At 36.7% G+C, this 25,472-nt stretch carries 26 protein-coding genes; 8 read left to right on the forward strand and 18 right to left on the reverse strand.

The window, feature by feature from the left end; genetic code table 11:
* Positions 1-8: 8 nt before the first annotated feature.
* The 3 genes from SAGCYANO_RS47860 to SAGCYANO_RS20775 are packed head-to-tail and all read right to left on the reverse strand — an operon-like array spanning position 9 to position 1,690.
* Positions 9-131: a hypothetical protein gene (locus SAGCYANO_RS47860; protein ID WP_255502634.1), complete on the reverse strand. Its 123-nt coding sequence runs from the start codon at positions 129-131 to the stop codon at positions 9-11.
* Positions 124-714 (reverse strand): IS200/IS605 family accessory protein TnpB-related protein, encoded by a 591-nt coding sequence (locus SAGCYANO_RS20770; protein ID WP_202221804.1) that lies wholly within the window; start codon positions 712-714, stop codon positions 124-126. The genes SAGCYANO_RS47860 and SAGCYANO_RS20770 overlap by 8 nt, the downstream gene beginning before the upstream one ends.
* Complete coding sequence (locus SAGCYANO_RS20775; RefSeq protein WP_202221805.1) at positions 692-1,690, reverse strand: hypothetical protein; 999 nt, start codon at positions 1,688-1,690, stop codon at positions 692-694. Before SAGCYANO_RS20775 ends, SAGCYANO_RS20770 begins: the two co-directional genes overlap by 23 nt.
* A 729-nt stretch (positions 1,691-2,419) precedes the next feature.
* Between SAGCYANO_RS20775 and SAGCYANO_RS20780 the strand changes: the two genes are divergently transcribed.
* The gene (locus tag SAGCYANO_RS20780; RefSeq protein WP_202221806.1) at positions 2,420-4,750 is read left to right on the forward strand and encodes a GUN4 domain-containing protein; all 2,331 of its coding nucleotides are present in this window, start codon (positions 2,420-2,422) and stop codon (positions 4,748-4,750) included.
* Between the two features lie 138 nt (positions 4,751-4,888).
* Here the strand turns inward: SAGCYANO_RS20780 and SAGCYANO_RS20785 are convergent, their stop codons facing one another.
* On the reverse strand, positions 4,889-5,107 hold the full coding sequence (locus tag SAGCYANO_RS20785) for a hypothetical protein (RefSeq protein ID WP_237396435.1): 219 nt from the start codon (positions 5,105-5,107) through the stop codon (positions 4,889-4,891).
* 1,698 nt (positions 5,108-6,805) lie between these two features.
* Positions 6,806-7,012 (reverse strand): type II toxin-antitoxin system HicB family antitoxin, encoded by a 207-nt coding sequence (locus SAGCYANO_RS20790; protein ID WP_202221808.1) that lies wholly within the window; start codon positions 7,010-7,012, stop codon positions 6,806-6,808.
* A 384-nt stretch (positions 7,013-7,396) separates the two neighbouring features.
* On the opposite strand from SAGCYANO_RS20790, the gene SAGCYANO_RS20795 reads away from it, so the two are divergent.
* Both SAGCYANO_RS20795 and SAGCYANO_RS20800 read left to right on the forward strand, forming a co-directional pair.
* Complete coding sequence (locus tag SAGCYANO_RS20795) at positions 7,397-7,585, forward strand: hypothetical protein (RefSeq protein ID WP_237396436.1); 189 nt, start codon at positions 7,397-7,399, stop codon at positions 7,583-7,585.
* A 28-nt stretch (positions 7,586-7,613) separates the two neighbouring features.
* The gene (locus tag SAGCYANO_RS20800) at positions 7,614-7,889 is read left to right on the forward strand and encodes a hypothetical protein (protein WP_202221809.1); all 276 of its coding nucleotides are present in this window, start codon (positions 7,614-7,616) and stop codon (positions 7,887-7,889) included.
* On the opposite strand, the gene SAGCYANO_RS20805 is transcribed toward SAGCYANO_RS20800, so the two are convergent.
* The gene (locus SAGCYANO_RS20805; RefSeq protein WP_202221810.1) at positions 7,872-8,108 is read right to left on the reverse strand and encodes a UPF0175 family protein; all 237 of its coding nucleotides are present in this window, start codon (positions 8,106-8,108) and stop codon (positions 7,872-7,874) included. The genes SAGCYANO_RS20800 and SAGCYANO_RS20805 overlap by 18 nt on opposite strands.
* A gap of 34 nt (positions 8,109-8,142) precedes the next feature.
* Positions 8,143-8,337: a toxin-antitoxin system, antitoxin component, Xre family protein gene (locus SAGCYANO_RS20810; RefSeq protein ID WP_202221811.1), complete on the reverse strand. Its 195-nt coding sequence runs from the start codon at positions 8,335-8,337 to the stop codon at positions 8,143-8,145.
* A 187-nt stretch (positions 8,338-8,524) separates the two neighbouring features.
* On the opposite strand from SAGCYANO_RS20810, the gene SAGCYANO_RS20815 reads away from it, so the two are divergent.
* Positions 8,525-8,776 carry a BrnA antitoxin family protein gene (locus tag SAGCYANO_RS20815; protein ID WP_202221812.1) on the forward strand — a complete coding sequence of 84 codons (252 nt, stop codon included), beginning with the start codon at positions 8,525-8,527 and terminating at the stop codon, positions 8,774-8,776.
* 306 nt (positions 8,777-9,082) lie between these two features.
* Here the strand turns inward: SAGCYANO_RS20815 and SAGCYANO_RS20820 are convergent, their stop codons facing one another.
* The 8 genes from SAGCYANO_RS20820 to SAGCYANO_RS20860 all read right to left on the reverse strand — a co-directional run bounded on the left by SAGCYANO_RS20820 (position 9,083) and on the right by SAGCYANO_RS20860 (position 18,470).
* Complete coding sequence (locus tag SAGCYANO_RS20820; protein WP_202221813.1) at positions 9,083-9,529, reverse strand: HNH endonuclease; 447 nt, start codon at positions 9,527-9,529, stop codon at positions 9,083-9,085.
* A gap of 23 nt (positions 9,530-9,552) precedes the next feature.
* On the reverse strand, positions 9,553-9,801 hold the full coding sequence (locus SAGCYANO_RS20825) for a hypothetical protein (RefSeq protein WP_237396438.1): 249 nt from the start codon (positions 9,799-9,801) through the stop codon (positions 9,553-9,555).
* Between the two features lie 572 nt (positions 9,802-10,373).
* The gene (locus tag SAGCYANO_RS20830; RefSeq protein ID WP_202221815.1) at positions 10,374-11,000 is read right to left on the reverse strand and encodes an exopolysaccharide biosynthesis protein; all 627 of its coding nucleotides are present in this window, start codon (positions 10,998-11,000) and stop codon (positions 10,374-10,376) included.
* Between the two features lie 284 nt (positions 11,001-11,284).
* Positions 11,285-12,562 (reverse strand): adenosylhomocysteinase, encoded by a 1,278-nt coding sequence (ahcY, locus tag SAGCYANO_RS20835; protein ID WP_202221816.1) that lies wholly within the window; start codon positions 12,560-12,562, stop codon positions 11,285-11,287.
* A gap of 328 nt (positions 12,563-12,890) precedes the next feature.
* A complete protein-coding gene (locus SAGCYANO_RS20840) occupies positions 12,891-13,433 on the reverse strand; it encodes a COP23 domain-containing protein (protein ID WP_202221817.1) in 543 nt (180 codons plus the stop codon).
* A gap of 496 nt (positions 13,434-13,929) precedes the next feature.
* Complete coding sequence (locus tag SAGCYANO_RS20845; RefSeq protein ID WP_237396440.1) at positions 13,930-14,460, reverse strand: COP23 domain-containing protein; 531 nt, start codon at positions 14,458-14,460, stop codon at positions 13,930-13,932.
* 295 nt (positions 14,461-14,755) lie between these two features.
* Complete coding sequence (locus tag SAGCYANO_RS20850; RefSeq protein WP_202221819.1) at positions 14,756-15,472, reverse strand: hypothetical protein; 717 nt, start codon at positions 15,470-15,472, stop codon at positions 14,756-14,758.
* A gap of 574 nt (positions 15,473-16,046) precedes the next feature.
* A complete protein-coding gene (locus tag SAGCYANO_RS20860) occupies positions 16,047-18,470 on the reverse strand; it encodes a caspase family protein (RefSeq protein WP_202221821.1) in 2,424 nt (807 codons plus the stop codon).
* Positions 18,471-18,788: 318 nt separating this feature from the next.
* On the opposite strand from SAGCYANO_RS20860, the gene SAGCYANO_RS20865 reads away from it, so the two are divergent.
* Positions 18,789-18,935, forward strand: coding sequence for a hypothetical protein (locus SAGCYANO_RS20865; protein ID WP_202221822.1), 147 nt, complete (start codon positions 18,789-18,791; stop codon positions 18,933-18,935).
* 303 nt (positions 18,936-19,238) lie between these two features.
* On the opposite strand, the gene sat is transcribed toward SAGCYANO_RS20865, so the two are convergent.
* Together sat and SAGCYANO_RS20875 are read right to left on the reverse strand one after the other, a co-directional pair.
* On the reverse strand, positions 19,239-20,411 hold the full coding sequence (gene sat, locus SAGCYANO_RS20870) for a sulfate adenylyltransferase (RefSeq protein WP_202221823.1): 1,173 nt from the start codon (positions 20,409-20,411) through the stop codon (positions 19,239-19,241).
* A 496-nt stretch (positions 20,412-20,907) separates the two neighbouring features.
* A complete protein-coding gene (locus SAGCYANO_RS20875; RefSeq protein ID WP_202221824.1) occupies positions 20,908-21,102 on the reverse strand; it encodes a hypothetical protein in 195 nt (64 codons plus the stop codon).
* An 845-nt stretch (positions 21,103-21,947) separates the two neighbouring features.
* On the opposite strand from SAGCYANO_RS20875, the gene SAGCYANO_RS20880 reads away from it, so the two are divergent.
* From SAGCYANO_RS20880 to SAGCYANO_RS20890, 3 genes are all read left to right on the forward strand, one after another.
* On the forward strand, positions 21,948-22,289 hold the full coding sequence (locus SAGCYANO_RS20880; protein WP_202221825.1) for a hypothetical protein: 342 nt from the start codon (positions 21,948-21,950) through the stop codon (positions 22,287-22,289).
* 477 nt (positions 22,290-22,766) lie between these two features.
* Positions 22,767-23,180 carry a hypothetical protein gene (locus tag SAGCYANO_RS20885; RefSeq protein ID WP_202221826.1) on the forward strand — a complete coding sequence of 138 codons (414 nt, stop codon included), beginning with the start codon at positions 22,767-22,769 and terminating at the stop codon, positions 23,178-23,180.
* Between the two features lie 210 nt (positions 23,181-23,390).
* Positions 23,391-23,561 carry a hypothetical protein gene (locus tag SAGCYANO_RS20890; protein WP_202221827.1) on the forward strand — a complete coding sequence of 57 codons (171 nt, stop codon included), beginning with the start codon at positions 23,391-23,393 and terminating at the stop codon, positions 23,559-23,561.
* Between the two features lie 894 nt (positions 23,562-24,455).
* Here the strand turns inward: SAGCYANO_RS20890 and truB are convergent.
* Positions 24,456-25,361, reverse strand: coding sequence for a tRNA pseudouridine(55) synthase TruB (gene truB, locus SAGCYANO_RS20895; protein ID WP_202221828.1), 906 nt, complete (start codon positions 25,359-25,361; stop codon positions 24,456-24,458).
* Between the last annotated feature and the right edge of the window lie 111 nt (positions 25,362-25,472).

Below are 25,472 nucleotides of genomic sequence, written 5' to 3' on the forward strand. Positions count from 1 at the left end.
TTCAGAATTTAGGGGAAATTTTCTTGATTTGCTGGAAGATTAATTTTAAGCGATCGCTCCTTGACACCTTCTTGAAAACTAGACAAAGCTAGACATCTGCCATCGGTGATTGCAAATGATTCATTACTCACCCGTTTCAATGTGTACTTGCTGTGAAAGTTGATGTTCCGCCCATAAACCATGGGTTAGGATTCCCTCAAGGGCTTTCCTCCACTGAAAAAGTTGAGTCCTTCGGATACGATGTAGTTTAATAAAACTAGCAACTCGCCTCCAATGACTCCAATCATGTTTGTTGACATCCTCCGGTCTCAACAAACACTGTGGTATTTTTTCTGATAATTTTAACGCTCTACGGCCAATTACTAAAGCAGCAGAAGTGCCACTATTCAGGCCATATTTAGCCATATAATTAATCATTCCAATTACACTGGTAAAAGCTGGATTAACTTTAATTAATTCAACTCCAAATCTTCTACAACGTGACTCTAAAGTTTCTCTAAATATTCCTGTAGATAATAAGACAAGCATCTCATTATAAACTTTACTTTCTTCACTCATCTTGGCCTTTTTATTACTAAAGTTTAGAGACTCAATAGCAATAGCACATTCAAAAAATTCTGCTAATTTGACAATTTGACAAACAATATTTCTCATAGATGCTTGTCGTTGCCCTGTAGTTTGATTTTTCCATTTATACGGAATTTCTTCGGGCATATTCAATGTTACCATCCCACTTCACATAAGTAACTGAAATTGAATCAGCATTAAAGTCAATACCAAGACAACCATTTTTTCTTGTATGAACTACTGGTATTTCTGGTACATAAGTTGAAAGATGTACATACCAATTATCCTGTTTCTGCTCCCTACGAAAAATAGAAATTGTAATTGGTTTTAAACTGTTTATGGCATAATCTAAATCTGTGGCTCTATATCTTCCAATCCTATCTGAAACTGAAAATTTTAACTGTATTTTCTTACCATATTTTTCTTGTAATGGTCTAGGTAGTTGAACTTGTAATTTATATAACCCATCCTCTTGTAATGGTAAAACTTTCATCATAGTTCCACCCCCTGGCTGAGATTTTCCTACACAGAAAAACCTGCCTGAGCGTTTTTTTCTCCAATCTACATTCCATTCATCTGGGGTTTTATATCCGTTTTCTGCTAAATTGTGTTGAGCGTTAAATAATTTCTGTGAACCAAAACAAATATGTAGACGTTCTGTGTTTTTTAACTTCTTTAATTTTCGTTTCAGGTTAGCTATTTTCTGAATTTTACTTTTTAAACCCAGTAATTGATGACAAAATTTCTTTCGAGCTTGTGTGTGTGGAAAACCTTTTTTTGTTGCTAATTTTAATGTTTTTTCTAGTTTGGTGATCAGTTTTTTTGTCGCAGTTGTTTTGGCGCTTAATTGCAACTCTAATTTAGAATAATGGTTTTTTTTAGCTGTTTTTAATTGGTTTAAACATGTTCGTGCTTCAGTAGCAATTGAGTCAGCATAAGCCCATTGAATGTTAAACTTTTTCTGGAGACGCTTTTCTAGTTCAGATTCTGATAATTTCTCTGTTTGCATCCAGTTAATAGCAGAGCGTTTCCAGGATTCATATAATGCTCCGAGTTCCTCAAATACGGGATGATATTCAATTTTAGCTTCTATCCCTATTAAGGAACCGTGAGATTTGACCATTACTTACATTGAATTACTTTACTCAAGGTTAGCAGAGCTTGCCTTTTTGTGTCAATAATATTTGCTATAACTTTGACATGAACTTAAGTTTCGTGTCTGGTTCCTAATTTTTCTACCTATTTGCCATTGCGTAATATCCTAGACATTTTGTAGGTGTTTGTCTAGGATAGTCTATATTTTTTGGTGTTAGCAAGCAACAGCCAGAAAAAGTTGTTTTATTTTCAAAATGATTTTAATAGTTTTGTGTTTGGGGGCATCTTGCCCGTTCCTGATATTTTCAATCCTTGGCAGGGACAGGCAGGAAATGAAGTCAGAAGTCAGAACTCACAAGTCAGAAGTGAGGAAGAATTTTCATTTTGCTAGAAGACTAATAATGAAGCGATCGCTCCTTGACAACTAGAAAAAGTTGTTTTATTTTCAAAGTAGATAAGTATTATGGGAAAATATTGACATTTTTTTTGTAGGGGCGGGTTCCGCGTTAAGTTATTGGGGTAACAGGGGAACAGCTAAACCCGCCCCCAATTCTCGTTGTTGAAGAATAAAAATGCGAGTAATTGAGCGATCGCTCCTTGACAACTAGAAAAAGTTGTTTTATTTTCAAATTAGATAAGTATCATGGGGAAATAGTGGCTCTTTTTTTAGGGCAATGACTTTTCTGGTTTAGGAAAACGCATAATCAATTATGAAGTTGTAGATATATAGATGTAGATATAAAGAATAAAAATCAGAATGTCTGACGAGGAAAAACAAAACGACACTCAGCAACCTTCTCAACCACAAACTCCTTCTGTAGAAGCAGAACGCAAAATTGCTCAAAAATTTGTATCTGGTACAACCCAGGCTTTTATCCAGTGGGTGCCATTGGGGGGAAGTGGTGGTTTACTATTCTCCTTTTTGCTCAACCAAGAATGGCTCAATGCTTTAATTACTTTCCCTGTAACTATCGCTACTGTTGTTTGGGCAAGGTACACTGAAGGTTTTCTCACACAACTGGGAGCGGTTTATCAGGAACGAGGAAAAAATGATGCTAACTCTCTAATGACATTCCTGAACAAGTTAGATGAAACTATGCGTTGGCAGCTAGCTGGGACAAAACATCAATATTTGCAATATCAGAAAAATGACTGCCTCCATTATACGACTGAAGGTGTGGCCAAAACCTTCAAGCCATTACTCAAAGATGTTTTTGTACCGTTAGGTTTGAGCGGTGATTTTCTTCGGGGGGCTGAAGGTGAAGATTTACCTGGGCTTCCAGGTTTCAAATGGGATCAGAAGATTATTGAGAGACTTCTAAAAGATGAAGGCTTGAAAATTTGGGATATTCTTAGCAAAGGGAAAAGAAACCCTGGATACCGTCATTTAGTAATTCAAGCATGGGGAGGCTACGGAAAAACAACTCTACTACGGCACATTACCTATAGTTATACGAGCAAAACTAGAAATATTGGGAATGCCCCTGATTTAATTCCTGTTTTACTTTATTTGCGACAGTGGCAAAGCAAAATTATGCCAACTGCTGATGGTCAACGAATAGATTTGCCTACTTTAATTGAAAAGTTTCACATCCCCAATTTGCCAAAACGAAAAACTCTGAAGTTACCGCCTAAGTGGGTGAAAAATCAACTCCAGGCAGGTAAAATGCTGGTGATGCTGGATGGACTTGATGAGGTGAAGGAGGAATGGCGAGATGAGGTGATGGAGTGGATAAAAAAAGCTATCAAAGATTATGACTCATGTTTTTTTATTGTCACTTCTCGGCCTAGTGGATATCGTAATTATGCAAGAGATAGCAAACTTAATTCTCTATTTGTTAAGCCTCTGAGTGAGTCGCAACAAGAAAGATTTATTCGGAGTTGGTACTTGAGTATAGAACGTCATAAGAGTGCGGCATCGAATAACCCGTCAGTTAAGCAGGAAGCAGATCGACAAGCAAGTAATTTAGTTGCTCAGTTACAAGAAAGTTCGGAATTGAGCGATTTATCCAAAAATCCTCTATTACTTAATATTATTGTCAAGTTACACAGTTATTATTCTGGTGAAAAATTACCTAAACGTAGAATAGATTTATATGCAGAAATATGCCGGATGCAGCTTGGCGATCGCCCTCTGGTGAAAAAAATTGATATGTTGCTGGAGTCTAAGGATGGCCAAAAGGTTTTACAAGAGTTAGCTCTGTATATGGTCAAATCTAATCAGTCTCAAATTGAGAAAAAAGAGCTTCTGTCACAATTGAAGACTTATATTAGTAATTTGGGTGAGCAGACCGATCCGCAAAAGTTTTTGCAGCAAGTTGAGGAAGTGAGTGAATTATTGGTGAAGCATGACCAGGATTATGAATTTGCTCATTTGAGTTTTCAGGGATATTTAGCTGCTGTTGAAATTAAGGAAAAACAGCAGGAATATTTGTTGAAAGAAAACAGGGATAAGTCTTGGTGGCGAGAAACTATTATTCTTTATACAGCACAATTAAAGCCTTCCCATTTTAGCCAGTTTGTTGATGAGTTGTTGGAGGATGGCAGTCAAAAAGCGGGGGATCTTGCCTATAACTGCTTGAGGGAATATCCTCGGCAAGTTGATCGAGACTTGATTTCTGATATTCTAGATGTGCGCTGTAGACAACTCGAAGATTATTTAAAAAACCAACAGTGGCAAGAAGCTGATAGAGAAACCTGGCGAGTAATGTTACAAACTGTGGGAAGGGGAGAGGGTGACTTTCTGAGGGTTGAAGATATAGAAAATTTCCCTTGTGAAGACCTCCGTAAAATAGACCAACTTTGGGTAAGATATAGTAATGGTAAGTTTGGTTTTTCTGTTCAGAAGCAAATTTATCAGAGTTTGGGTGGTACGAAGGAGTATGACCATAAAGTATGGATAGCCTTCGGAGATAAAGTAGGATGGCGTAAAGGAGAGGAATGGTTGGACTATAGTAACCTGACATGGAGCATTAGTGCGCCTTATGCAGGGCACCTACCGCTTTGGCACTTCAAACTTCGCGTCCATCGTAGGGCACTAGACTTCATTATACTTCTCTTCTCTCGCGCAGAGACTTGTAGACTTTAACATCTAAGGGTTTCAGCCGTCAAGAGAAAAAAGTTTGAGGAAGCAAATTTTACGATTTTACTGAGCTTGAGGATTTTGATACCTGACACTTCCCGTGGCTGGAAAATTTTATCCGACAGTAGTTTTAGTTTTTGATAATCAATTTATCTCAGACATATCATCAAAAAATTGCATTGCCACTTCCGGGTTATAAAAATTTGCCAAAATAAACTGCCTCGCCACCTCTACCACTTCAGTTGAGGGAGCTTCCCACTCTGCCCAAGGAAGTCGCATTTGACCAGGAGAAATTTTATTTTTTCCCTTCCTTTCCACCACCTTCGGCAAAAATCTACTACCCCACCAACTACCCTTTTCCAATTTTGGTCGGGGTTTGTAGTTTTTGCAAAACCCCCTATAGTTTTTAGCACAGTCGTCAAGAGTTTTTCCCAGAGACAAAAAAGCAGAATACCATTTCAGTTATCAGTTATCAGTTATCAGTTTTTCTCCCAAAGTTGAATCAAATATATCGAGCGTTCGATATGAATATCCCACAATTCAAATTAGTCACAGCAAAAATTTAACTTCTAACTTCTGACTTCTGAGTTTTGACTTCTGACTTCAAGGCGAGCGATCGCTAAATTTAAACCTTCCTCAAAAATAGGTCAACCAATATTTTCTTACCCTACTTGTGTTGAATCAAATATATTGAGCGTTCGATATAAATATCCCACCATCTAAATATTAGTCACAGCAAAAATTTAACTTCTAACTTCTGACTTTTGAGTTGTGACTTCTGACTTCAAGGCGAGCGATCGCTAAATTTAAACCTTCCTCAAAAATAGGTCAACCAATATTTCCTTACCTCACCTCTGTTGAATCAAATATATCGAACGCTCGATATAAACTACCCACCATCCAAATTAGTCACAGCAAAAATTTAACTTCTAACTTCTGACTTTTGAGTTGTGACTTCTGACTTCAAGGCGAGCGATCGCTAAATTTAAACCTTCCTCAAAAATAGGTCAACCAATATTTCCTTACCTCACCTCTGTTGAATCAAATATATCGAGGGTTCGATATAAATATCCCACAATTAAAATTAGTCACAGCAAAAATTTAACTTCTAACTTTTGACTTTTGAGTTGTGACTTCTGACTTCAAGGCGAGCGATCGCTAAATTTAAACCTTCCTCAAAAATAGGTCAACCAATATTTTCTTACCTCACCTCTGTTGAATCAAATATATTGAGCGTTCGATATAAATATCCCACCATCTAAATATTAGTCACAGCAAAAATTTAACTTCTAACTTCTGACTTTTGACTTGTGACTTCTGACTTCAAGGCGAGCGATCGCTAAATTTAAACCTTCCTCAAAAATAGGTCAACCAATATTTCCTTACCTCACCTCTGTTGAATCAAATATATCGAGGGTTCGATATAAATATCCCACAATTAAAATTAGTCACAGCAAAAATTTAACTTCTAACTTTTGACTTTTGAGTTGTGACTTCTGACTTCAAGGCGAGCGATCGCTAAATTTAAACCTTCCTCAAAAATAGGTCAACCAATATTTCCTTACCTCACCTCTGTTGAATCAAATATATTGAGGGTTCGATATAAATATCCCACAATTCAAATTAGTCACAGCAAAAATTTAACTTCTAACTTCTGACTTCTGACTTTTGACTTCTGACTTCAAGGCAGGCGATCGCTAAATTTAAACCTTCCTCAAAAATAGGTCAACCAATATTTCCTTACCTCACCTCTGTTGAATAAAATATATCGAACGCTCGATATAAACTACCCACCATCCAAATTAGTCACAGCAAAAATTTAACTTCTAACTTTTGACTTTTGAGTTGTGACTTCTGACTTCAAGGCGAGCGATCGCTAAATTTAAACCTTCCTCAAAAATAGGTCAACCAATATTTCCTTACCTCACTTGTGTTGAATCAAATATATCGAGGGTTCGATATAAATATCCCACAATTAAAATTAGTCACAGCAAAAATTTAACTTCTAACTTCTGACTTTTGACTTCTCACTTCTGACTTCAATATCGCTCTCTATACAAATTAGATTTTCTGTAAATTCTGTAGCTGTGGCAGGGGTTTCCCCATTTGCTCATAAGCATAGACTAAATCTGCCAAAACTTCCTTCGCATTTTCCAGTGCTTCCTCATAAGATTCACCGTGAGTTTGAGCATACTTTCCCCATTCAGGCAAACTAGCAATATAGGTTTTATTCTCTTCAGACCATTGAATTAAAATACTATATTTCATTAGACATCTCCAGAGATGAATTTAGAATTTAGAATTTAGAATTCAGAATTTAGGAGAAATTTTCTTCATAAGAGTGAAAATCCTGCTTTTTGCAAGATTTGTTTTAATTCTCTAACCTTTTTGGGTATTTTTCCAGATAAAAATATTTCTAGAGTTCAATGTTAATATAATAGGACTTACGCAGATACGCTATATATAGTACTTGTAACTATTTTCCAATAGTTACTGGACTCTATACATAGTGTCTTTGCGTAAGTCCTGTATAAATAACATTAAATTATCAATCAAAATATCAAGAATATTAGGAGGTAAAAATTGAATTGGGAAATAGACGAAGCACAACAAAATTTATCAGACCTGAAATAACCAACCCAAAAACCACAAATGATTTATGAACAAGAAAAACTTGTAGCAGCTATTATCAATGCGCAAACATTTCAGGAGTTTTTAGCATGGCAAAAACAACATCAAAAACCTTCCTTAGCAGATACCTTCGGGGAATTACGCAGTTTGTGTACTCAAGCAGATTATGTACTAGAAATTCCCACTCGCCAAAATAGACCAAACCCTTAAATTATCAATCAAAATATCAACAATATATATGTCAATTACAATTAACCTAACTCCAGAATTAGAAGCACGACTCCGGGAAAAAGCAACTCAACAGGGACAAGATATTTCCCTAGTTGTCAGTGAATTACTTGCCAGAGTTTTAGACTGGGAAACTGCCGATACCGAAGAAGCTATTAAAGGTATTCAGCAAGGATTAGATGATTTTGAAAATGGTAGATTTCGTTCTTTTGATGAATTTGCTGAAGTACAACGTCAGATTCAGTTATCAGTTATCAGTTATCAGTTATCAGTTATCAGCTTTTGATAGTTGAGTAATTACCTCTTCTCGTAATTCTTCAGGAGAATAATTAAAAATAGGGATTTTATATTGTCCTAAAACTTCTATAAAAGCTGACTTAGAATATCCTGCTAATCTTGCTGCTTTTCCTAAAGAAATTTTATTAATTTCATACAATTTTATTGCTAAGAATAACTTAGCCTCATTTTCCGAAATTCCCATAGGAAGTTCACAAACTAAATTCATAATTGCTCCTTTTCAGTTATCAGTTATCATCATCTTAGGGATTATCCCAAATTGTCTCAAAAGCTGTTTCAGATAGTTTAGTAGTAGAGTAAACCAAACTTTGCTGTTGCTCTAGCTGAGACAAAAAATCCACAAAATCTATTATTTCGGCAACTTTATCTTGAGGCAAACTCCGAATTTTGGCAATAAGTATTTTTTCCGACTCAGTGTAAATGTTTGTGTGTACCATTAATTCATATCTCTTCTTGTTAACAGCGTAATATTACAAGAGGCAATTAATTTTTATAGCAAATATTCAAGGGAGAATTTATTATATTCAAAAAATCAGGTCTCATGCCTACTCTTTTAACGGGACGAAAATAATAAACTCCAGATTTGAAACACTGATAACTGATAACTGATAACTGATAACTGAAATGACTATATCACCCGAACGACTTAAAGAATTGCAAAATATAAAAGACTCTGAGATTGACACTTCAGACATTCCTGAACTTGACGAACAATTTTGGCAAAAAGCTAGAAGAGTTGAACCAATACCTCAAGAAACGGTTTTGATTAAATTAGATCCAGATATTACCAACTGGTTTAAACATCAAGGTCCAAACTATAAAACTATTATCAATCAAGTTTTGCGTGATTATATTAATCAACAAAAACCAGAATGAACTTTAACGAAGTCATATTAAGCAATAAACCAAACCAAGGATTAAAATCCTTGGCTAATAGCTTAAGTCATCTTTTAGATGACTAAATTATCTATATCGTCTTTTTTTGTCAGCAGGGGAAGTTATGAAGCGATAATTGAGCTACTGGACATAGAGTATATATGAGCGCACCTTTCCCACTATACAGATAGTACCACAAATAAATTTTAAATCAACCCTTTGCTGAATTTTTTTTTCTGGCAAATATTCATTGGAGCGATCGCCTTTTTCAGTTATCAGTAGGAATATTGGTTATTAACAAATATATTAGGCTTGTATTGGATCGCCTGGAGGTGGATATCTACCAACTTCCACATCTGCTGCACGAATGTTAATAATTCGAGTTCTATTAAGATTTAGGGTTGTTATTGTAGCGCGACCTATTGCTGTTAAAGCAATTATTAAAGTTTTATCTGTAGACCAAATAAAATGTTCTTGCCAGAGATTATTTCGAGGATTAAACAAAGGTACTTCTTTGCCAGACTGTTCATCAATAGCACTAATTTTATTAGACTTTTTTCGATTACAGTGAAAACAAGCTAAGGCTAAATTATCAATTGAGTTGCTACCTGCTTTATTGATAGGAATTATATGATCTACAGTAAATTTTACATAGTGCCATTTTTCTGATGCGTGGCAATATTCGCACAGATAATTTGCTCTTTGATGTACTTGTTCTATAGTTATTTCGGAAAGATAACGATTAGCAGACACATCTATAACAAAAATTCTTGGAATTAATTTTCTTTGAGGGTAATATTCCTTACAGTTCGATTAATAAAACTGAGGTAATCATCCAATTCTTCATAATCATCTAATTCTTTTTCTTCTGCCAAAGCCAACTCAGAATCTTTAAGTTTAGCCAGTAGATTTTCTATTCTATCCTGAACAATTTTGGAGGCACGAAATATAGGAATTCCTTCTACTAATTCCATGCTTATTCCACCTTCGAGAGGTAAATTTTTCGGTAATTGATTTAGTTTCAAGGTTGAATTATCCAAATAATATGGGTCGCGCAACCCCGCCTTTTAAGGCGCAATATTTTTGGAGAGAAGCTCAAATCCCCTATTTCCCCTCCACAGTCGGGGGAGGGGCGAGGGGTGGGTTAACTTCTGACTTCGTTAACGAGCATGATATTTGTAGCGCTTCCTTAACTGAGGCCATATAATATAGAGTATATATGAGCGCACCTTTTCCACTATATAAATAATAGCACAAATTTATTTAAAATCAACCCCTTACTCAAAATTTTTTCGTCTATTTCAAAGGTACAGCGAATAGCAAATTTTGGCATATCAGTCAGGTATATTCAGGTATAATATTCGCGGGCAAGATGCCCGCACTGAAGATTATGAAATAAGGTGTAAAGCCTTCTAATATTATGTCCGGTTGAACAGTTATAAATAAACGACGAAGGAGTCAGGAGTCAGGAGACAGGAGTCAGGAGGGTAGAAAGAAGAAGAAAGAGAAAGTTTTTTTATCACTAATTATCAGGACATGATATAATTTTAGTCGGAGGTACTGATAACTGATAACTGATAACTGATAACTGAATTTCCTAACCTCCAGTCAAAGAATTTTTAATCAATTCAATTCCACCTTTTACACCCTCATAACCAAAACGCAGAATTAGACCACTTAAAGTCGCCCCCATTGCACAAAGAACTAACCCACCCAAACTAATAACACCATCATCATCCAACAAACCAAAACCAGTAACAAAAATCCCGATCGCTGGTAAAGTATTAGTACCAGGAATTGGAATCATCATAGAAATAGCCATCAGAGCGATCGCGCAACCAATAATAACTCTACCTATAAAACTTGTGCAAATATAACTCAATCTAGGACGAGATATCAACTCAATTTTCTGTAACCACGGAATACCTTTTTTCAAAATTCCTTGCACTTGATCAAGAGAAATTGAATGATTTAACCAACTTTTAGGCAACCACGGAGTTTTAGAACCAATTATTAATTGAAGTGCTAATAAAAGTAATAAAATTCCAAATGGAATAGAGTAACCAGGAGCAGGTACAGGCAAAGCAGAAGGTAGAGACAAAATAACTAATAAAAAGCCAAAAATCCTCTCTCCTGCTAAATCAATAATGTCTCCCAAAGTCACTTGAGAAGCACATTTTTCATCAAAAAAATATCGTTGTAACTCTACAGATAATTTAGCCACAGATGTATATTATTTAAAGTTAAAATTTGAATAAGTTAGAAAGTACAAAATCACTTTAGATAAATATTTGATTAGAATATTCGACAGTAAATATCAAAAATTGACTTATGAAATTCTCATAGAGAAAATAGCACCCGAAAGAAAAATATTTAATAATACCCCAGATAAAATCAGGGCTGTTTTACCAAGATTTTACTGGGGTTATTTCAAGCAAAATAAAGCTAAGAATTATCAAAGGAATAGGAATTTAGATTAAACTAGATTCTTATTCCTTAAAAAATTAATTAGGTACCAACGGTCCAGGAATTCATATATTCGATTTGTTCTGGAGTCAAAGTATCAATACCAATACCCATTGCTTGTAATTTCAAACGAGCAATTTCCTTATCAACTTCCACAGGAATAGAATGTAAACCTGGTTCTAATTTACCTTTATTTGTAACTAAATATTCACAAGCTAATGCTTGGTTAGCAAAACTCATATCCATAACTGCACTAGGATGACCTTCAGCAGCAGCTAAGTTAATTAAGCGACCTTCACCTAATACAATTACAGACTTACCATTCTTGAGTGTGTACTGTTGAGTGAAAGGTCTAACTGTCTTGATATCAGCAGCATTTTTACCCAAAGTTTCTAGGTCAATTTCAATATCAAAGTGACCGGAGTTACAAACGATCGCTCCATCTTTCATCGCATCGAAATGTTCGCCACGGATAACGTGCTTATTACCAGTAACAGTGATGAATAGATCGCCTAGAGGAGCAGCTTCTTCCATTGGCATAACGCGGAAACCATCCATTACTGCTTCAATAGCGCGAACTGGATCGATTTCAGTTACAATTACATTTGCACCTAGACCTCTAGCACGGAGAGCTGCACCTTTACCGCACCAACCATAGCCTACAACTACGGTATTTTTACCAGCTAATAAAATATTAGTAGCACGGATGATACCGTCTAGAGTAGATTGACCTGTACCATAACGGTTATCAAAGAAGTGTTTGGTGTCCGCATCGTTAACGTTCATAGCAGGGAAAGTCAATACCCCATCATTGAACATTGCTTTTAGACGAACAATACCCGTAGTAGTTTCTTCTGTAGTACCAATGAGTTCAGGAAGTTGACTTTGTCTCTCTTTGACCATAGTTGCGACTACGTCGCTACCATCATCAATAATAATATTAGGTCTGTGGTCTAGAGCAATTTCAACATGACGCAAATAAGTTTCTGCATCCTCTCCTTTCATGGCATATACAGAAATACCATAATCTACTACGAGACTAGCAGCTACATCATCTTGAGTAGATAAAGGGTTACTGGCAATTAATACAGCATCAGCACCAGCATTTTTGAGGGCGATCGCTAAATGAGCAGTTTCGGTTGTCACATGACAGCAAGCTGCTAATTTAATTCCGCTTAATGGCTTTTCTTTGGCAAAGCGTTCTTGAATTTGGCGTAGAACAGGCATTTCTCTACCTGCCCACTCAATTCTTTGTTTTCCTAGAGGGGCGAGGGACTGGTCTTTAACTTCGTTTTTGATTTGGACTGGTGTCGCTACCATTCAACTTTTCCTTGAAATTTTATTCTTTGTCAGTATAGCTAATTTTACAAAAGTCGATCAAGAGTGTTAATACGACAAAATTTATTTTGACATTCATGCCAATATATGTTATTGTAGTTTCTTCCAGTAATCAGGACTGACGCATCGAAACAAGAGACCGAGTTTATTACCCTGATTATTATTTTTTGTGATTGTGTGAAATTTCGTCGATCAACCCTGTTTCTGCATATTGATAGTTAAAGTGATAGCAGTCGCCAGTGCAGTTATGAAATTATCAGGTCTCTCAAATTTAGTCACAGTAATTTTTAACTCAAGATTCCATCTACACCTATTGAACAATTGGTTCTTCAGTTTTTGGTATTGATGATGTTATCCCTTCAAGTGCTTGCATAATTATATGGGGTTGAGTATCTGAATTTAAAATTAACAATAGACCAAGATATTTATTCTTTCTATATGCATCTCCTTCATACTTAGAAATATAAATCGCTCTTTCACTAGATACAGAAGATACAGGTTTCCAAGCTAAATAACCAATATTCTTTGTTTTGTGAAAATCATTTAACCGATTGGCAACATTTTTGCAACGTTCTAAAGGTTCAACTAGATCTGGACTGGGAGTTTTAAATATAATAATAGGAATATTTCCCAAGTCTGACCTTGCTACTACAGTTGGATACACTGTATTTTTTGCATTAGTTGCGTCATCAATTTGATGTTTATTTTCACAGAAGTACAGTATACCTTGCTCTAAAATTTCTTGTTCTAAAATTTCTTGATTACGACCAACTTCTGTAGTTTTGCCAGTATGACTCCCTGATATCAAAACTGTTGTCACTAGCAACAGAGAACAAAAAAATCGACATCCCATTCAGTTAAAAACCCTCTAACTCTGTCTAAAATTATTTAATCTACTTCTTCAGACAATTTTCGCTATGAACAGGAAAGTCTTGATCATTACACATAAACCGGGTTGATCAAGAAAATTTCGTGATTTACAGCGCTCATTGCTATAAGTAAACTACAAAATTCTTTTGGTGCGCGGGAGTAGGGACTCACCCTTAACTCTTCCCAGGAGGTAGGGCTGTTTCATTCTCGATAGACACGGGAACGCGGAGAAACGGAGACACGGGAATGGAGGCTTTTAATTTATGATTAAAAGTTGACTTTTCACCATTTTAGATAGAATCCGGTTATATAGTATATGTTGATAATTCTATAATTACTTCAATATTTAATCTCCCCCACTCCCTTACTCCCCCACTCCCCTACTCCCCTACTCCCCTACTCCCCCACTCCCCACTCCCTTACTCCCCACTCCCTACTCCCAACTATACAATAACTATTCAACCGAATTCTATAGAAGTCTAATGTATCAATGGCTCACCATCGCTAGATATTGAAGAAATTCCTCGAATCTCATCAAGAATCTTCTCTCCATCATCGTCTGGTTTGAGTGTAATCAACAACCGCACAAAATCAGGATTCTCTTTTGCAAGATCGGTATGATCGGCATCATACTTTGAAATACAAATTGCCTGGAAGTTTGTTCCTTCCATTTCCTCCAGGTCTAAATAACTAATAATTCTTAGTCGATGAAACTCTTGCGCTCTTTTGGCAATAGTTCGACAACGCTCCAGAGGTGTCCACTTTTTGCCAAATGTTTCTGCTTGGAATTCAATCAAACGAGCATTTCCTAAATCAGAACGAAACACTAATGTTGGGTGATTATAGGATATGCGATCGCAATAATAAACTTTTTCCTGGTCAAGAATACCTTTTTTTGAAGCTGTTTCCGTACCTGATGTCCGCCCCATTGCACTTGAAATACTAACACCAATTGTTGTAGTCAACACTGTCAATAGTGAAAATAAAGAGAAAGCTAATTTATTTTTCATTTGTTTCTTCTGATTAACTGATATAAGACGTTTCAAAATGACATATTAAAGTTTCTTTCCTAATGACCAAGAAATAAGGTCCATAGCCTCCCCTTTCAAGGGAATGAAAAAGCGGTCGTTTGCGGAGCAGTCCGTTAGGATGGGATGGCGATCTTCGGAGCGGCTCTGCCAAGAGCTAGTCCCCTCGTCATATCCAATCGACCAAGAGAAAATAAAGTTCAGTATTTCAAGCCTCTGACTTCAGGTACTGATAACTGATAACTGAAATGACAATAAGGCATCACAGAACCACCATTTATTCTAACAACTCAACAGATTTGAACATCCTATCTACTTTTGACAGATTTACATTATAATCTTCTCGGTCAGCGGTATAGGTAATAAGAATGAAATAATCTCCAGGCAATTTAGGTTCTGCAATTATTCGCTTTCTCTTCAGAAAATGCTCGCCATTATCCCCAGAATAGATAACCTCACGAACATCACTACCATTTAACTTCACCTTCTGATCGGACTCTATAGTATAAGTACCTAACTGTTTAATTCTTCCAACCTGTGCATCTGCAAATTCATCCAGTGAAAAAGGTTTATCAATCTGCTCAATTTTGACTAGGATATTCTCTTGATAAAATCCCTGACCACTATCAGGAACTAAAAACTGAAATAAATCCTTAGTTGCTCCCAAGACATTAGAGGGATAATTAATTGCTGGTTCCCTAAGTTCCCAAGATTCTGGATAACTAATATTAATGCCATAGCGGGCGCTCTTCTTTTGTATCAGCTTGTCACCTTGCGAGGACATCAAACTAAATGTTAACCCACCAATAACAGCAACTGCTGATACAGAAATCAAAATGGGAATTATGGGCAAACTAATGGATGGAGAGAGGGAGCCCACTACTTCATGTTTAAGCAGGCCACACTGTGGACAAATTCTGCCTTCAACTTCCACCTCATCATGCTGAAAATCAGCATTACCGTCTTTTGTAACACCTCTACATTTCCAAGACATTTTAGCTCAAATATATATAATAATTTTCAGCCTCACTTTTGTAGGGATGTTATCGAATAATTAATAATTAATAATTAATAATTAGGGCCTGCTGATTAAATATCAAAGCATTGACTGATATTGGTTTTAGGCAAATTATGTCTATTAAAAGTATGAGCTTTTCAGTTTCTGTAGTTAAAAAAGTGATGATTTTCACCGAAGCAAAAGCTGAAAAATCACTCTTACTATTGTTTTGGCCACTGACTCTGTAATTCTCATTTCTTTTACGTCCTAACTACTGCCTACTGCCTTTTTACCCTCCTGGGAGGAAGGGCCAGGGGTGGGTCTCTACTCCCTACAAAGAGCAAAAAGACTTTCCATAAGCAAAACCTAATTAAATAATTCTGGTTTAAAGCCGACCCTTTTAAGGGTAAAAAAGCGGTCTAGGGATGGATGGGTTTCCTAACCATATCCAATCGACCAAGAGAAGAAATAATATTTCCTTATATTCAATTCCGTAACGGTTTTAACCACAGGTAATTATCAATTATCAATTAATGAAATACAACGTCCCTACAAGGTTATCATTTTTTTTTCAGACAACTCGACACACAAAGCTCATCGTTGCCCAACTATTAATATCTAGAGCATAATCATCAGTTGATAACCCACTTGATTGAACAGCTGATTGACTAGCACTTTGTAAGTCTCGTAACAATGCTTGCGCTACATTCAAAGGATTTAATACTTCTTGAATGAGTCGATCGTCTCTCATTTGACGTACATCTCCATTAAGAGCAGCTATTGTTTCCTTGAATGGTTGATAGCTACAGATAATTAGACTTTCTGCCAAGCCTTCAGGACCAATTAGTTTCCATCCAAAAGATTCTGTATCTCTAGGAAAATTACTAATCACAGGAGGTATATTTACACTATCTTCTGGAGAAATAACTAACCCAGTTTCTGAAGACTCGTTATTATTGAGAGGTTGATTAGATGCAGCAGGATCGAGAACAAGAATGCGCCCACTACTGTCTAAACTGAATAACATAAAATAAACTGGGCGATCGCCGTCATTATACAATCGACATTGAATTCGACTACCAATTGGTAATGTGAGTAATCCATCAGAAGCTCCAAAACTACCTACACCTTCTATATTCGTTTTAAATTTCGCCTCATTACTTACCCCTAAAGTTTCCCGACGCATAACTATCTTTGCTTCTGGAGTAATAGTAGCAAAGTTGGCTCTGACTTTCATTTGAGTCGAACCTTCATTGCTGGTTAAGCGTAGTATTTTAGCTGCCAGTAAAGTTTTTAATTGGGAACTTAACCTTTGTACTGCTACCTTTACTGCTTCTCCTCCTTCCCCTCCTTCTCCTGCACTATTGGGTATAAGCACCTGGCCTAGAGAAAATAAAGCATAACGACCTTGGTACATTGAAGGTAGAGGAGCAGAGAGACTTTGAGCAATAGTTGTTTCCCCTACTCGACTAAATACATAATCTGCTGCTTGGGTATTATTTACTACTGTAACTTGTGACTCTGCGGAGAATCCACTGGTAGCATCTACCCGCTCAATTCTTGACAGTTCTGGATCCAGAGCAATAGTCAATTCAGTAGATTTTGGCAAAATACGAATTTTTTCTCGCACCATTTCTCCAGTCAAAAGTTGAGGATTAGGAGAAGATTTTTGTGTTTGACTGTTTGAATTTTCTCCATTTTCAAACTGCTGTTTTTCCTGCTCTGATAACTCTTGTGAGTTATTAGTTTCAATAATTATGGAAGCTTTAGCTGTTAAACCAGTCCGACTACGAATTTGTAATTTAAATTGGTAGTTGTTTGAGTTTAAATCTGAAGAAGGTACAGTTGTAAATAGGGAATTAGATTTAACTGCATCAAGAACATTAATTGGTAGTCCTCCTAGCCAAAGACTTGCTATTTTGCCGTTATCTTCTACTGAAGTGACTACACCACTAGCAGGGGGTGATAGGGGAGTCAAAAGATTTTGATAACGCGTAGCTATTGGAGTTATAGTAGCTTCTGGCGTAAATTGAGCTATACTTTGTTTTGTTGCTTCTTTGAGTTCCGGTTGCTGATAAGTTCCAGCTAGTTGTTCGACGAAGCTAGTGCTTTGTGCAAAACTAATTTGTAGTTTGGTTGCAGGTGTTGTATGCCATAAATTTTGGGTCAGAGCATAAGTGAATAAACCCGAACTAAAACCATTCCAGTCAGTTTCGGTAGCAAATTGGTTATCTCGACTAGCATTAAGGATCAGTCCTGGTAGTTGGCTTTGATTAATTGCCTGTTTTCTTTCTAAAGAGAGGCGATCGCGTAGCAGTGTTTGCATTGCTTTCTCTTTTTTATTAACTTGCTCCGTAGTCGAACTAGGTCGAGAGCGAACTCTGAGAACACCTTGCAAACTTTGACCGGGATATACATAGCTAGTGTCTAGTACAGTCACTACTTTTGTCGTATCAAGCGATTGCACTAATAACCATAGAGTTTCTTCTAGTATGTCATTTATTGCTCTACCTTCATTTTTTAGTGATACAGCGTCTATTGGCACTAGAGTATTTTGAAATGTTAATTTTGAGGAACTGAACTCCTCATTTTGTTCGTCCTCATCTATCATTTTGCTGACACGACTACCATAACCACTAAAGTGAAAGAGAACTAGGTCATCGGGTTTAGCTTGATTAGTTAGATGACTAATAAAAGCTGTTTCTATATTTTCTCTAGTTGCTTGTTTATTTGTGAGAGTGAGAATATCATTAGGTAAAAAACCAAACTTATGAACTAGCAATTCCTGCTGCATCTCCACATCTGTAACACACCCAGATAGAGCTGCATCCGGATATTCATTAATACCTATTAGAAGTGCTAATTTACGTCCAGTAGTTTCAGCTAGGGCAGTTGAATAACGACTTTGGAGTCGCCACCACCATGCTTCACTTATTCCCAATGCTCCCAGGGCCAAGCTAGCCCTTTGCAGAAATTCACGCCGCTTTAATCCCATGCTTTTTCCTTAAAGTCCTCACCTGAACTGAATCAATTAGGACTTTTTATAACAACATTATTATTAATTTTCTACATAATTGAAGCATTCTGCAGTTAACCGATAGGGGCGATATTCGCCAACTTTAAACACTTGCGAGTTTAGTTTACTACATTTTTCAGGTCAGCTCTTAACCAGCCATCAAGTTAATGTAAATTTAATATAGATAACTTGACCGCTCAACTAAACTTACTCAAACTTATGCGAGTTTAGTTTACTACATTTTTCAGGTCAGCTCTTAACCAGCCATCAAGTTAATGTAAATTTAATATAGATAACTTGACCGCTCAACTAAACTTACTCAAACTTAATCAAAAGCCTGAAACCTTAGTTGTTCGTAGTGGTTCGACCACCACAGGGTTAAACGGCAAACCCTTTATTCCTTGGTCCAAGACATCAGGAATTACTTTTAATTATATTAAATGACCCATTTACATCTGCATTTAATAATTTATTTTCCCTGGTTTTATACAACCCTCTTGTTACTCTTTTTCCACTAAATTTCGGTTTTTGTTCTCCATCTTTTGGTAAATCATCCCCTTAGTTTTATAGCTATAGTTATGAGTAAGTTTGATGAACTTTAGATAAGTTTTCCCCTTCTGTATTTACCCCTGTTTTGAGGGGCGGTTGAAAAGCTGACTTTTTGTATAGCTTTTTCAACCCACCTCCAAATTCTGGTACAATTATGCCTCATCATTAAGGAGTGTACCAGAAAAATTTCTGCTAATATCAGCTAGATGCTTTCATTGCCTTAGCCAACTCTTCAGCGACCTCTGGTCTTGAAAATTCTGGTGGTGGTAACTCACCCCGACGTAACATTTCTCGTACTTTTGTTCCTGATAGATGAATTCGTTCTTCTGGTAAACTTGGACTTGTTTTACTTGTGGCCATACCTTTAGTACGAGTACAGTAGAAAGCGTGTTCAAACTTCATTGGAACAATATCTAACTCTCCGGGTTCAAACTCATCAAAGATATGTTGAGCATCATAAGTACCGTAATAATCTCCTACCCCAGCATGATCTCGACCAACGATGAAATGGGTACAACCATAGTTTTTCCGCACTAAAGCATGAAAAATTGCTTCTCTTGGGCCAGCATAACGCATGGCCGAGGGGTTGATGGCCATAATTACTCGATTTTGAGGAAAGTATTTCTCAAACATAATCTCGTAGCAACGCATCCTGACATCAGCAGGAATGTCATCGGATTTTGTCGCACCTACTAAAGGATGTAGAAATAAACCATCTACTACTTCTAAAGCACATTTTTGAATATATTCATGGGCACGGTGGATGGGGTTACGAGTTTGGAAACCTACTACTGTCTTCCAACCCCTTTCTAGAAATAGTTTTCTAGATGCGGCTGGATCGATTTGGTATTTGGGAAATAATGGATGAGGATGACGTTCTAATAACCATACTGGACCTGCTAAGTTAATAGGGCCAGAATCATAGAGAACTTTTACTCCTGGATGTTTGATTTCGTCTGTGCGATAAACATTAATTGCTTCATGGGCTTTATTGTAGCGAAACTTTTGAGTTAATTCTAAAACTCCTACAAATTCTCCATCGGGAGAATCTAGACGCACCCAACTTCCTTCTTTGATTGAATCTGCTACTTCTTCTGAGACTGATAGAGTGACTGGTATACTCCAAGGCAGACCATTTTGAAGACGCATATCAGTAACTACGGTTTCATAGTCTGCCGCCTCCATAAAGCCATTGAGGGGACTAAAACCTCCTATGGCTATCATCACTAGGTCTGACAGTGCTCGTTTATCTAGTTGTATTTTTGGTAAACTTTCAGCTTTTTCCATGAACTCTTGTCGTTCTGCTGGTGTGGCAATCCGATTAATCAGATGGCCACCGTGTGCTGGTATACCATTGGGATGCTGACTCAAAGCAATTCCTCTCTTTGTTAACTACAGTAGTCGATCAAAATTAGGTTTTCTAATCTCGATCTTACATCTTTGAGGCACCTCTGTCTTCAGATTTAGTTATTAGAAGTTGACTGAGGTTAAGGTAACTATCAAAGATGCAAAGATACTTTCTTTTTTCTAACTTCTCTAGTTTTAATCAGATGACCGGACTTATTGACATCCTCCTTACGCGAAGATTACGCTATTGTTAAGGATTCCCAAACCTCACGATTTAGGTTTTTGCGGCCACTTTACATATTATCAGCATAAGTCCTAAGCAACCCATTTTTACTTACTATAGATCAGGACTTACGCACGGACACTAAATCTAGTTAGGGCGTTAGCGGAGCTTGACGTTAGTCAATGCCATTTGCTACGCAAACTACGTTAACGCTCCTAGAGATGGCGCTTTCAAGGTGAATTTGCGTAATTCCTGTAGATAATAAAGTCTGAAATTCTTACCAGTGTTTTCTGTTCTCTAATTTTTATACACACTCCCCATCTCCCCATCTCCCCATCTCTCCATCTTCCACGCTCCCCATCCCCCCATCATTACTATGCACCACCACGAAAATGGTATTGAAGCAATTCCCACACGACTCCTGACTCCCCTCCCAGGAGGGGGGGTGAGGGTGGGTTGACTCCTCAGAAATATCCTAGCTATTTGTAGCAAAAATTCATCAATTTGGTATTACGCAGTAGCGTTACATATAGTGTAAAATTTGGTCATTATTGCCGATACAACTACTGCAATTAGTGCCGTTGCCTAAGTCCCGATCGCCTTAAGGATGGGTTTTAATTAAATTAAGTATTTCTGTTTTTATCTACAGTCAAGTTTGATTAAAATTTGATTCTATGCAACTTAGAAATGAATTGGGTATTAGGACTACGAAATAGATATAAAAAAAGTCAAAATCAGAGTATGTAAATTTATGTAAATAAAATGTCGTCTTAAATGTAAATAATTTGACAAAAACTGGTTTTATAAATTAGTATTATCTAAATTAAGAAGTTTGCCAAACTACAAAATTTAACTAGGTAAACTATTAGCAATCTTTGATAATGAGTGCTAACAATACGCCATTATATTTTGAGGATAAATTCAAGGTTTTGCATCTGATTAATTATTAATTAGATGATAAGCATTTCCTAGGTCATGCTGCGCAAACAGCCGTCAGCCAGCCTCCTATGGTCGGAACTGCGAACTTCAGCTAGCCTCCTCCGGAGGAACTGCGAACTTCAGCTATTGCCTTTAGTTTACGATCAAAGCAATATTTAATTGTCTTACTACAAAAGTTGGTTCCCTTGACCTTAAAGTCAGTTGTTAATTTAAACACTGTTCTTAAAGAGAAAGTCTTTTTGCTGATAGCTGACAGCTAATAGCTGTTTGCGCAGCATTCCGGAGGAAATGCTTACATTAGATGTCAAAAAATTAGCACTCGCCTTGAAAGACTGCTAACTTGAATGTATCTAAAATATAGTTATAATATCAAAAATAATTAGAGAGGAAAAACAGAAATGCAGTATACTTTTGAGCTTTTAGGTATTTCTCCAATCTTACATTTTTTTAATCACCAACAAAAACTGCAAGTAGAAAAAAACTTAACTGTAGAATATCTCGGAAATCATCAGTGTTCTCTAGATGTGTTTATAAAGTCTGTAGAAAATGTTTCTATCAATCGTGGTTGGAGAGTAGATAAAGTTGTCGAAACAGTGATTAATTTTTGGATGAATAATGCTGATAGTATTCAGTATTGGAATTCTCGCTTAAAAGATGCTGGGGAGGAAAATCTTTTAGTGGCGAGAGTGGGAGATATTAAATCTTTAAGGCAATCCTTTGAATTCTTACTAAATAATTAGGTCGTATTGGTGCAAGTCTGGATATATTTCATCCGCCAATATAATGTCTACAAAAGACGGGCAATAAAAGTAGTATTTTCAGACTTTTTATCTATAACATTGAAATTTTGAATTTTCTTAATTCAGATAAGTTAGCAATATTGCATAAGTTAGGTAAACTCGTGATTTTTTTATCTAAGATTGTGTCCGGATAAGAGCGTGACAAAAAAACTTTCTACACCTTAAAACTCCTTCTTCTTATCTCCTGAGAGAATTACCTAAATAACACGGGAGCATGAAAGCCATCGTCTTTTAAGCGATGGATGAAAAGCGAGGAGTCGGATTTTAAGGAGATGTATTTTATTTGACCGAAAAGCAAGGTTAAAAGCCCTCATGTTTTAACCGAGGGATGAAAACAACCGAGTCGTTTAGACTAGACAACTAAAGTGGTCTTGTGCTATTATTACTCAGGGGTAAGCCATCCAACCCCCGTTTCAAATGTACTCTTGTCAGCAAGTTTTAGTAAATAAAAATTCTGAATTAATTGCTATCTTAAAATTCTTGTGCGAAGAATCTCACAAGCTAACTAACATGGGAATATATTATGGCAGACAATTATATTTTAAGTCTCACAAAACCCTGGGTAAGTATGACTTGGAAAAAGTCTATAAAAGCAACTATCATTACAAAGTTTTATATTCTCAAGTAGCACAACAAATATTGAGAACCGTATCTGAATCATTTCGCTCTTATTATGGTTTAATTAAAGCCTATAGTGAAGGAAAAATCACAAACATACCAAGGGTCCCTAACTATAGAAAAAAAGGGGGAATGGCTACAGTTAGTTACCCTAAGCAAGCATTAAAACTTAAGGGTAATAAAATTAGAGTACCACGCTTAGAATACCTGTAAACGCTGGTTTGGAGTAGATAGCTTTTTAATACATAAGCCTAGTATAAGAGCATTTTCTACTCTCAAAGAACTGAGGCTATTACCAAGAAATAGATGCTTTTATTGGGAAGCGTGTCTATGAAAAAGAAATAGCAGTTAAACCTCAATTAAATCAAGAAAATGTATTAGGAATAGACCATGGTGTCAATAATTGGCTGACCTGTGTATCTAATGTCGGTACTAGCGCGGGTTGTAGATGGGAAACAGATCAAATCAATGAATCGTTGGTACAACAAACAAGTATCAACCATTAAACAAAATAAACCGACTGGATTTTGGTCAAATAGGCTAGCTTCTATTACTGAAAAACGTAACCGCCAAATTCGATTTTGGTATAAATAAAGCAGCCAGAATAGTAATTAATCATTGCTTAAAAAATTCTATTGGTACAATTGTATTTGGTTGGAATAAAGGTCAGAAAAATCAAATAGATAATGGTCATAAAAAGAATTCAGAATTTGTACCAATTCCTACAGCTAGACTCAAAGAAAGAATAGCTCAATTATGCTATGAATATGAAATAATATTCATAGAAACTGAGGAAAGTTATACTTGTAGGGGCGAATGGCATTCGCCCCTTCATTTTTAGATGGTGACAATCTACCTAATTATGGTGAGAAACCCAATGATTGGAAACCGTCACCGAAAAGAATAAAGCGATGCAGCGCGGTCTTGGGGGTTTCCCCCATGAGCGACTGCATCAAGACAGCGTGGCTTGTATAGAACTGGTAATAATTGTTTCGTGAATGCAGATTGTAATGGGGCTGCAAATATCATCAGAAAAGTAAGCCGCAAAGCTGTAGGGGCGTTAGCGGAGCTATGCGTCAGCAAACGGCCGAAAGCTTGCGCATAACTATCGTTAACGCCCCTACTTAAGCCGACTGTGTAGGGGCACCGCGGAAATTGTCCCCAGAGAGTGTATCTTTGGTCAGCGCTCGAAGAAACGAAGCAACATGGATTTATCCTGTTGCGTAGTATCTGCGCTTGTTTCCCCGTGACTTGAGTCCGGGGAGTAGTCAATTTGATTTAGTATTTATGACGATTGGAGATTTTTTTATGTCCAATCAAATGGATTTGATATGATTTATGCAAGAGGTCTAATTAAAAAAAAATTGGTATAGCAGTTGAAGGAAACGGTGCGGACATATCAAAAACTTAAAACTCAGACAAAGCAATATTTTTCCTTCTGTCCTCTTCCTTCTGTCCTCTTCCTTCTTTCCTCTTCCTTCTTCCTTCTTATTCAAGAATTACAACTTGAGGTGCTAATAATAAATTTTCTTCGGATTTGATTAACTGCCCAATACCCAGAAATATACCTTCAATATTGTATACTCGCAGAGGATTTTCAGTTTTTTCGTCTTCTATTTCCCATTTTTTTTGATAAGGTAAACGTTGACCTTGACACCATCTTTTGGCATCCTCAATAACTAAAACTATTGCTTGTAAATGTGCTAATGCTACTTCCGGTGATAAGAGACTAAAAGTTTTTTGTTGCAGTTGAGTTTCCATCTCCTCAAAGGTAAGACTATCTTTCAAACAAAAGCCACTACTTTCTGTTCGAGTTAAAGAAGCTAAAGTTGCCCCAGTATTTAAAACTGCACCTAGATCGCGAGCGATCGCCCGAATATAAGTTCCGGCACCACAAGCGATCGCTAAATCTAGCTCTGGAAAATCTCCACTTCGCCAGTCAAGAATTTCTAAACTAGACACTTCTACAACCCGAGTTGGAATTTCAACAGTTTTTCCCTGACGAGCTAAATCATAAAGTCGCTTTCCTTCTATTTGTATTGCGCTGTAGCTAGGAGGTACTTGTTCAATTTTTCCTAAGAAATTTGGCAGCACTGCTTCTATATCAGACAATGTTAACTGTGGCGCTAGTGTAGATTTAACAATTTCTCCCTCTAAATCATCAGTAGTCGTAATAACACCAAATTTGACTGTGGCACAATAAGCTTTTTCTGAGCGTAGAAACTGTAATAATCTAGTTACCTTTCCCACAGCAATAGGTAAGACACCAGTAGCAGCAGGATCGAGAGTTCCTCCATGTCCAACACGCTTGAGACGTAGTAACTTTCTTACCTTTGCTACACAGTCATGGGAAGTCATGCCAGATGGTTTGTTAAGATTGAGAAAGCCTTGCATTATATTGTTATTTCACTCATAATTTTTCTTTGTTCTTTGGTTTTATATCAGGTCTCATTAGACATCTGGTGAAAAAGATATAGATTTTTTGCAGGAGTAGGCAACAGCTCA

It is taken from the genome of Okeania sp. KiyG1 (assembly GCF_014132355.1).
Lineage (GTDB): Bacteria > Cyanobacteriota > Cyanobacteriia > Cyanobacteriales > Microcoleaceae > Okeania.

Coding starts and splice junctions, on each gene's coding strand:
- SAGCYANO_RS20805 (WP_202221810.1), bottom strand. CDS start 8,108: ATGAATTTAGTTTGTGAACTTCCTATGGGAATTTCGGAAAATGAGGCT.
- SAGCYANO_RS20880 (WP_202221825.1), top strand. CDS start 21,948: ATGCAGTATACTTTTGAGCTTTTAGGTATTTCTCCAATCTTACATTTT.
- SAGCYANO_RS20790 (WP_202221808.1), bottom strand. CDS start 7,012: ATGAAATATAGTATTTTAATTCAATGGTCTGAAGAGAATAAAACCTAT.
- SAGCYANO_RS20815 (WP_202221812.1), top strand. CDS start 8,525: ATGACTATATCACCCGAACGACTTAAAGAATTGCAAAATATAAAAGAC.
- SAGCYANO_RS20795 (WP_237396436.1), top strand. CDS start 7,397: ATGATTTATGAACAAGAAAAACTTGTAGCAGCTATTATCAATGCGCAA.
- SAGCYANO_RS20780 (WP_202221806.1), top strand. CDS start 2,420: ATGTCTGACGAGGAAAAACAAAACGACACTCAGCAACCTTCTCAACCA.
- SAGCYANO_RS20890 (WP_202221827.1), top strand. CDS start 23,391: ATGTCGGTACTAGCGCGGGTTGTAGATGGGAAACAGATCAAATCAATG.
- SAGCYANO_RS20775 (WP_202221805.1), bottom strand. CDS start 1,690: ATGGTCAAATCTCACGGTTCCTTAATAGGGATAGAAGCTAAAATTGAA.
- SAGCYANO_RS20770 (WP_202221804.1), bottom strand. CDS start 714: ATGCCCGAAGAAATTCCGTATAAATGGAAAAATCAAACTACAGGGCAA.
- ahcY (WP_202221816.1), bottom strand. CDS start 12,562: ATGGTAGCGACACCAGTCCAAATCAAAAACGAAGTTAAAGACCAGTCC.
- SAGCYANO_RS20810 (WP_202221811.1), bottom strand. CDS start 8,337: ATGGTACACACAAACATTTACACTGAGTCGGAAAAAATACTTATTGCC.
- SAGCYANO_RS20800 (WP_202221809.1), top strand. CDS start 7,614: ATGTCAATTACAATTAACCTAACTCCAGAATTAGAAGCACGACTCCGG.
- SAGCYANO_RS20860 (WP_202221821.1), bottom strand. CDS start 18,470: ATGGGATTAAAGCGGCGTGAATTTCTGCAAAGGGCTAGCTTGGCCCTG.
- SAGCYANO_RS20850 (WP_202221819.1), bottom strand. CDS start 15,472: ATGTCTTGGAAATGTAGAGGTGTTACAAAAGACGGTAATGCTGATTTT.
- SAGCYANO_RS20840 (WP_202221817.1), bottom strand. CDS start 13,433: ATGGGATGTCGATTTTTTTGTTCTCTGTTGCTAGTGACAACAGTTTTG.
- SAGCYANO_RS20885 (WP_202221826.1), top strand. CDS start 22,767: ATGTACTCTTGTCAGCAAGTTTTAGTAAATAAAAATTCTGAATTAATT.
- truB (WP_202221828.1), bottom strand. CDS start 25,361: ATGCAAGGCTTTCTCAATCTTAACAAACCATCTGGCATGACTTCCCAT.
- SAGCYANO_RS20845 (WP_237396440.1), bottom strand. CDS start 14,460: ATGAAAAATAAATTAGCTTTCTCTTTATTTTCACTATTGACAGTGTTG.